This is a genomic window from Amnibacterium sp. (assembly GCF_025463795.1).
In the GTDB taxonomy this organism is placed as follows: Bacteria; Actinomycetota; Actinomycetes; order Actinomycetales; family Microbacteriaceae; genus Amnibacterium.
This window is the reverse complement of sequence record NZ_JAODBE010000179.1, coordinates 1-6,819: the sequence shown is the minus strand read 5'-3', so window position 1 is coordinate 6,819 and position 6,819 is coordinate 1. Positions and strand designations below refer to the sequence as shown.

The window sequence follows — 6,819 nt, the reverse complement described above, 5'->3', positions numbered from 1 at the left end:
TTCGACGAGCAGAACAACATCGACTGGGCGCGGAAGCTCGAGCGCGCCGGCGTGCACGTCGTCTACGGCCTGGTGGGCCTGAAGACGCACTGCAAGCTGGCGCTCGTCGTCCGCCGTGAGGACGGGCGGCTGCGGAACTACTGCCACATCGGCACGGGCAACTACAACCCGAAGACCAGCCGCATCTACGAGGACCTCGGCCTGTTCACCGCCGACGACCAGGTCGCCTCCGACCTCACCCGCCTCTTCAATCAGCTGTCGGGCTACGCGATCGAGAAGAAGTTCCGCCGCCTGCTCGAGGAAGGCCTGCACGCTCGTCGCGAACGACTCGTAGGGATGGTGCACGAGCACGTCGTCCGCGGCGATCGCGGTGAAGAGGTCGGCGCGCTCGTTCGGCTCGCCGGGCATGAACGCGGGCGACGTCACCGGCACGGCGGTCGGGAAGCGGAGCGCCGGCCGGTCGAGGCGGCCGAGCTCGAAGAGCCCGGCGAGGTCGAGCGGCCCCGGCAGCCGGTACACCTCGTCCCGCGTGATCCCCAGCTCGGAGACGAGCAGGTCGAGGGTCGTGTCGTCCATGTCCTCGGTGATCTCGAGGCGGATGGGCGGCCCGAAGCGCCGGCGGAGCAGCTCCTTCTCGAGCGCCTGGATGAGGTTCTCGGTCTCGTCCTCCTCGACCTCCACGTCCTCGTTCCTGGTGAGCCGGAAGATGTGGTGCTCCAGCACCTCCATGCCGGGGAACAGGTCGTCGAGGTGATGGGCGATGAGGTCCTCGAGCAGCACGAACGACGCGGCGCCCATGACCGCGGACGTCTCGACGAGCCGCGGCAGCACCCCGGTGGGCACCTTGAGCCGCGCGAACTCCGTGCGGTCGCTGCGCGGGTTCCGCACGCGCACCGCGAGGTTGAGCGACAGTCCGCTGATGTAGGGGAACGGATGCGCCGGGTCGACCGCGAGCGGCATCAGCACCGGGAAGATCTGGGTGCTGAACACCTCGGCAAGCCGGGTGCGCTCCGCCTCCGAGAGATCGTCGACCGCGAGGATCCGGATCCCGGCCTGCTCCAGGGCCGGCCGCACCTTCGTGGTGAAGATCTCGGCGTGCTGGATCTGCATCACGTGCGCGGCGGCGTTGATGTCGCCGAGCACCTCCCGGGCCGCCGTGCCGACGTTGGTCGGCACGGCCAGCCCGGTGAGGATCCGTCGCTTCAGTCCGGCGACCCGGACCATGAAGAACTCGTCGAGGTTGTTGGCGAAGATCGCGAGGAAGTTGGTGCGTTCGAGCACCGGCAGGTTGTCGTCCTCGGCGAGGTCGAGCACCCGGCGGTTGAACGCGAGCCAGCTCAGCTCGCGGTCGAGGAACCGGTCCGATGGCAGGTCGTCGCCGTCGGCCGGCACCCACGGGGGGTCGAAGTCGTCGTCGAGGACGTCGGCGACCGCTCCGCTCTGCTCCACGACACCGTCCGCATCCATGTCGTCATCCTTCCACCGGCCGGGTTGCCGCGGGATGAACGACCGGCAGGCTGCGGATCAGACCGTGCGCGGCGCTGCCGTGCCCCGCACCGAGCGGAACCAGGCGTTGGAGGCGGGCAGCCAGCTGAGGATGATCGCGACGAGGGAGATCACGAAGGTGAGGAAGCCGCCGGCGAAGAAGGACAGCACGCCGAGCACCGTCATGACGATGCGGGCCCAGTTCGCGCCGCGGCGGAAGAAGAGGTCGATCACGATCACCGCGACGAGCAGGACCACGTTCAGCACGATGCTCGCGACGATGAGACCGGACACCGCCGCCGTCGAGACGCCGGCCTTCGCGGCGGCGGCGTTGCCGGCGTTCGTGGCGGCGCCGATGCCGACGATCGCCAGGATCAGGCCCACGACGGGGGCGATGAGGTAGAGCCAGAACGCGGCTTCGACCGTGCCCGGGCGGCGTCCGTCCGCAGTCGTGGTGGCGGTGCCGGTGGGGGAGACGGGGTTCGTCATGAGGTACTCCGATCAGGAAGGCGGCCGTACGTCGCCTGGTGGGTGCTTCGGAGCCTATGGAGTAACCGCTGGTCAGCGGCTGAATGTCGACTGAGGATCAGTGCGGGGAGCGGCTTGCCGATCCGCGGAACACCAGCACCGTTCCCGCGGCGGCCAGCAGCAGGCGGAGCAGGCCGAGCACGTAGGCGCCCTCGCTGAAGCCGATCAGCGCCAGCACGGTGAGCACCAGCAGCGCCCAGCGGGCCCAGGGCACCCGGCGTCGGGCGAGCCGGCCGAAGGCGACGAGCAGCACCGCCTGCGCCAGCTCGAAGGCGAGCACGATCCCGATCCCGATCCCGATGTAGAGACCGACGGTCGCCGGATCGACGCCGGATCGGCTGCGGGCGGTCGCGACGGCGGAGCCGATGTGGGTGAGCCCGAGCGCCACGAGGAGGACGTCCACGACGGCGGCGCCGGCGAACAGCAGGAACGCGAGGTCGAGTCGCCGATCGCGTGCGGACGCGAGGGGAGCGGTCACGAGCGGACGGTGGCGAGCCGCTCGCCCTCCTCCTCGTACACGTTGAATCGGTATCCGACGTTCCGCACCGTGCCGATGAGGCTCTCGAGGTCGCCGAGCTTGGCGCGAAGGCGCCGCACGTGCACGTCGACCGTGCGGGTGCCGCCGAAGTAGTCGTAGCCCCACACCTCGCTGAGCAGCTGCTCGCGGGTGAAGACGCGGCTCGGGTGGGTGGCGAAGAAGCGGAGCAGCTCGAACTCCTTGAAGGTGAGGTCGAGCGGCTTGCCGTGGACCTTCGCCGAGTAGCTCGCCTCGTCGATCACGACGCCGGAGGCCTGGATCTTCGAGGTGCCCTCGGCCTGCGCCATCCGGCCGATGACCAGGCGGATCCGCGCATCCACCTCGGCCGGTCCGGCCGCGTCGAGCACGACGTCGCTCACGCCCCAGTCGGCGCTGACGGCCGTCAGGCCGCCCTCGGTGAGGATGAGCAGGATCGGCACGTTCACGCCCGTGGTCGTGAGGATCTTGCAGAGCGACTTGGCGCTCGCCAGATCCGACCGTGCATCCACCAGGATCACGTCGCACGAGGGTGCCGTGATCAGCTGGGCCGGCTCCGCCGGGATGGTGCGCACCGAGTGGCTGAGCAGCGCGAGCGCGGGCAGCACATCACCATCGACCTGCGGGGTCAGGATCAGCAGCTGCGCCACGGAGGTGTCCTTCCAGGGACGGCGTGCCGCCATAGTAGGGCCAGGGCTCACCGCGGGGCGGATGCGGCGGGGCCGCAGCGGCGCGCGGCATGATGGCCGCATGACGATCACCCAGCCGAAGTGGTGGGCCGTCGCGGCCGTCTGGGCGGGCACCCTCGTGGCCGCCTGCGTGCTGGCCGCCACCGTGCAGGGGTCGTTCGTCTGGGCCGCACTCATGCTCGCCGCAGCGGTCGCCGTCGTGATCGGCATGGTGGTGCAGCTCGCGGTGGGGGAGCAGGACGGCTTCGTCGAGCGGCTCGTCGCGACCGCCTGCGGGTCGTTCGCGCTCGTGCTCGTCGTCGCGCTCGTGCGGCTCGTCGCGGGCGCCTGACCGCCTCCCGCGCGGCGGGTCGGTAGAATTCGAACCATGCAGCTGGCGATCGAGTTCTTCTATCTGGGGCTCCTCGGGCTCGCCTCGCTCGCGATCGCATTCATCGCGCTCGTCGTGCTGTACAACCTCTTCCGGGGTCAGCGCTGACCCGCGCGCACCTCCAGGCGGCCTCACGATGATCGACATCCCCACCGGCCTGCCCGCCGAGCTCGTGCCGCTGTCGTGGCTGCTCGGTGTGTGGGAGGGTTCCGGACTCATCGAGTACGAGGTGGGCGACGAGCTGCGCCGGCACGAGTTCGGCCAGCGCGTGAGCTTCAGCCACGACGGGCTGCCGTACCTCAACTACAGCTCCTACACATGGCTCTTCGGAGCGGGCCCCGGAACGCCCGACGTCCTCGGAGAGCCTCACGAGCCGCGCCCGTCGACGCCCCTCGTCACGGAGACGGGGTACTGGCGGCTGAGCCGCCCGCCGACCTCCGGGGACCCCGGGCCCGGCATGCTGCCGGGCGAGGGCCCGCGGCCGTTCAGCACCGCCACGAGCGTCGAGGCGCTGCGCAACGCGTCCGACGGCTTCGACCTCGAGGTCTCGGTCGTGCATCCGACCGGCGTCACCGAGCTCTACCTCGGCCGGGTGAAGGGGCCGAGGGTCGATCTCGCGACGGACGCGGTGCTGCGCACCGAGAGCGCGAAGGAGTACTCGGCGGCCACCCGCATCTACGGCCTGGTCGAGGGCGACCTGCTCTGGGCGTGGGACATCGCCGCGCTCGGCCAGGAGCTGAAGACGCACGCATCGGGTCGGCTGCGCCGCGTCGACTGACCTGCCGGCACCTGCGGCCAGGGGCGGATCCGGCCCGCTGGTGCGCAGCATCTGAGCGCCGCCCGGACGTTCCAGCGCTCTCCACAGCGCAGCGTCGTCCGCAGGGCGCTGGTGAGGCGCGCGGAGAGGCTCAGGCGCCTCGCGCGGCGGCCTCGAGACCGGCGATGTCGAGCTTCACCATCTGCAGCATCGCCGCAGTGACGCGACGGGCCACCGCTGGGTCGGGATCGCTCATCAGCTCCTCCAGCCGGCGGGGGATGATCTGCCACGAGAGCCCGAACCGGTCCGTCAGCCAGCCGCACTGCACCTCCTTGCCGCCGCCCTCGAGCAGCGCCGACCAGAACCCGTCGACCTCGTCCTGCGTCTCGCAGAGCACGTACAAGGAGACCTGGGAGTCGAACGGGAACTGCGGTCCGCCGTTCAGGAAGATGTACTGCTGCCCCATCAGCGTGAGGTCGACGATGAACGGCGTCCCGGCCGGCGTGTCGGGCACGCCGTCGGGAGCACGCGTCACCCGGTCGATGTGGGAATCGGGCAGGAGCCCGGTGTAGAGCTCCGCCGCCTCGACGGCCTGGTCGTCGAACCAGAGATGGGTCGCGAATCGCACCACGGGCATGCCGGCTCCTTCGCCATCCGCGTCCGGGCAGCGGGCGCCATCGCAGGCTAGCGCCGACCGAGGACCGGCTCCAGGGCTCGGCGGTTCCTCTCGCACCCGCGCGAAGCGGCCCCCAGGGCTGCATGCGGCGCAGGGGCGCGGTGCGGCGCTCCTACACTCGGGGACCGTGGACCTCGAGACGACGGATGCAGCGGAGGCGCCGGCGCACCTGAGCCCGCTGCTCGCCCTCCCCGGCGCGGTCGCGGCCGAGGGGCCGGACGCCGGCGTCGCGGGCCACTACGGCGAGCCGATCAAGGAGCAGCGAGCGCTCGCCGCCGGCGACGCCCTCGTCGACTGCTCGAACCGCGGCGTGATCCGCGTGACGGGACCCGACCGGCTGTCATGGCTCGACTCCATCACGAGTCAGCGCCTGCTGGGGCTGCCCGTGGGCGGCTCCGCGGAGACCCTGCTGCTTGACCCCTCCGGTCGCGTCGAGCACGCCGCCGCGGTCGTGGACGACGGCGAGAGCGCCTGGCTCCTCACGGAGGCCGCGGAGACCGCGTCGTTCGCCGCGTTCCTCGATCGGATGCGCTTCACGCTGCGGGTGGCCGTGGACGACGTCACCGACGACTGGGCGGTGCTCGCCGGACTCGGCGACGTCCCCCGGCTGCCCGGCGCAGGGCCGGTGTGGCGGGACCCGTGGACCGGCACCGCCGTCGGCGGGTTCACCCGTGCGGCGACCGATCCGCATCCGGGTTCCGAGTTCCCGCAGTGGCTCGCGCTCATCCCGCGCAGCCACCTCGACGACGTGGCCGCGGCCGCTCGGCGGGGCGAGCAGCGGGTGGCCGGCACGCTCGCCCTCGAGGCCCTGCGCATCGCGGCATGGCGGCCGCGGTTCGCCCGCGAGGTCGACGCCCGCACCATCCCGCACGAGCTCGACTGGCTGCGGAGCGCGGTGCACCTCGCGAAGGGGTGCTACCGAGGGCAGGAGACCGTCGCGAAGGTGCACAACCTCGGCCGCCCGCCACGGCGCCTCGTGCAGCTGGACCTCGACGGCTCCGAGGCCGTGCTGCCCGTGCCGGGCGACACCGTGCTCGACGGCGACCAGGAGGTCGGCTCGGTCACGAGCTCCGCGCTCCACCACGAGGAGGGCCCGATCGCGCTCGCCGTCGTGAAGCGCTCCGTGCCGGAGTCGGCGACGCTCCTCGTCCGCACCGCCGGCGCCGACGTCGCCGCCGCGCAGCGCATCATCGTGCCCGCTGACGCGGGCCCGGCCGTCGCGGTGCCGCGGTTGCCGCGCCTCGGTGCGGTCCGGCGCGGCTGAACCCCGTGGCCGGCGAGAGCCCGGCGGCGCCGCTCGCCCGGCTGCTGAGTCCGCAGGCGGCCTTGGCCCGGGGCGTGGCCGCGGTGCCCGCCGCCGTGCAGCTGTCCGTCGCCGCGACCGCCGCCTACTGCATCTCGCACTTCGCGCTCGGCCATCCGGTCCCGCTGCTCGCGATCACGATCACGCTGAGCAGCCTCGGCTTCGTCCGCGACGCCCGCCCGCGCCGGGTGCTCGAGACCGCGCTGGGCCTCGCGATCGGGGTCGCGCTCGCCGAGGTGCTGCTGCTCGTCGTCGGCCGGGGCGTCTGGCAGATCGCGGTCGCCCTCTTCCTCACGCTCCTCGTGGCGCGCCTCGCCAACGCCTCGCCGGCGGTCGCGGTCGCGGCGACCGCGCAGTCGGCGATCGTGCTGCTGCTCACGCTGCCGACCGGCGGCGCCTTCGCCCGGAGCATCGACGGCTTCGTCGGCGGCGGCGTCGCCCTGGTGGCGACGGCACTGCTGCCCCGGGATCCGCGCAGGGCGGCGCTGCGGGACGCC

The 6,819-nt window shown here is 72.2% G+C and carries 8 protein-coding genes and 2 pseudogenes; 5 read left to right on the top strand and 5 right to left on the bottom strand.

Annotated elements, in window-relative coordinates; all coding sequences use genetic code 11:
- A pseudogene (locus tag JWQ92_RS16955) lies at positions 1-297 on the top strand (RNA degradosome polyphosphate kinase); the annotation flags it as partial.
- On the opposite strand, the pseudogene JWQ92_RS15340 reads toward JWQ92_RS16955, so the two are convergent.
- From JWQ92_RS15340 to JWQ92_RS15325, 4 genes and pseudogenes are all read right to left on the bottom strand, one after another.
- A pseudogene (locus tag JWQ92_RS15340) lies at positions 292-1,467 on the bottom strand (RNA degradosome polyphosphate kinase); the annotation flags it as partial. The pseudogenes JWQ92_RS16955 and JWQ92_RS15340 overlap by 6 nt on opposite strands.
- A gap of 57 nt (positions 1,468-1,524) precedes the next feature.
- A complete protein-coding gene (locus tag JWQ92_RS15335; RefSeq protein ID WP_297345334.1) occupies positions 1,525-1,974 on the bottom strand; it encodes a hypothetical protein in 450 nt (149 codons plus the stop codon).
- Between the two features lie 97 nt (positions 1,975-2,071).
- Positions 2,072-2,491, bottom strand: a complete 420-nt coding sequence (locus JWQ92_RS15330; protein WP_297345333.1) for a hypothetical protein — start codon at positions 2,489-2,491, stop codon at positions 2,072-2,074.
- Positions 2,488-3,177 carry a response regulator transcription factor gene (locus JWQ92_RS15325; RefSeq protein WP_297345332.1) on the bottom strand — a complete coding sequence of 230 codons (690 nt, stop codon included), beginning with the start codon at positions 3,175-3,177 and terminating at the stop codon, positions 2,488-2,490. Before JWQ92_RS15325 ends, JWQ92_RS15330 begins: the two co-directional genes overlap by 4 nt.
- Before the next feature lie 100 nt (positions 3,178-3,277).
- Between JWQ92_RS15325 and JWQ92_RS15320 the strand changes: the two genes are divergently transcribed.
- Both JWQ92_RS15320 and JWQ92_RS15315 read left to right on the top strand, forming a co-directional pair.
- Positions 3,278-3,547: a hypothetical protein gene (locus tag JWQ92_RS15320; protein WP_297345331.1), complete on the top strand. Its 270-nt coding sequence runs from the start codon at positions 3,278-3,280 to the stop codon at positions 3,545-3,547.
- Positions 3,548-3,722: 175 nt separating this feature from the next.
- Positions 3,723-4,364: an FABP family protein gene (locus JWQ92_RS15315; protein WP_297345330.1), complete on the top strand. Its 642-nt coding sequence runs from the start codon at positions 3,723-3,725 to the stop codon at positions 4,362-4,364.
- Between the two features lie 130 nt (positions 4,365-4,494).
- Here the strand turns inward: JWQ92_RS15315 and JWQ92_RS15310 are convergent, their stop codons facing one another.
- Positions 4,495-4,980, bottom strand: a complete 486-nt coding sequence (locus tag JWQ92_RS15310) for a VOC family protein (protein WP_297345329.1) — start codon at positions 4,978-4,980, stop codon at positions 4,495-4,497.
- 166 nt (positions 4,981-5,146) lie between these two features.
- On the opposite strand from JWQ92_RS15310, the gene JWQ92_RS15305 reads away from it, so the two are divergent.
- Together JWQ92_RS15305 and JWQ92_RS15300 are read left to right on the top strand one after the other, a co-directional pair.
- The gene (locus tag JWQ92_RS15305) at positions 5,147-6,283 is read left to right on the top strand and encodes a glycine cleavage T C-terminal barrel domain-containing protein (RefSeq protein WP_297345328.1); all 1,137 of its coding nucleotides are present in this window, start codon (positions 5,147-5,149) and stop codon (positions 6,281-6,283) included.
- Between the two features lie 5 nt (positions 6,284-6,288).
- Positions 6,289-6,819, top strand: a 531-nt coding sequence (locus tag JWQ92_RS15300; protein WP_297345327.1) for an aromatic acid exporter family protein, incomplete at its 3' end; no start/stop codon positions are given.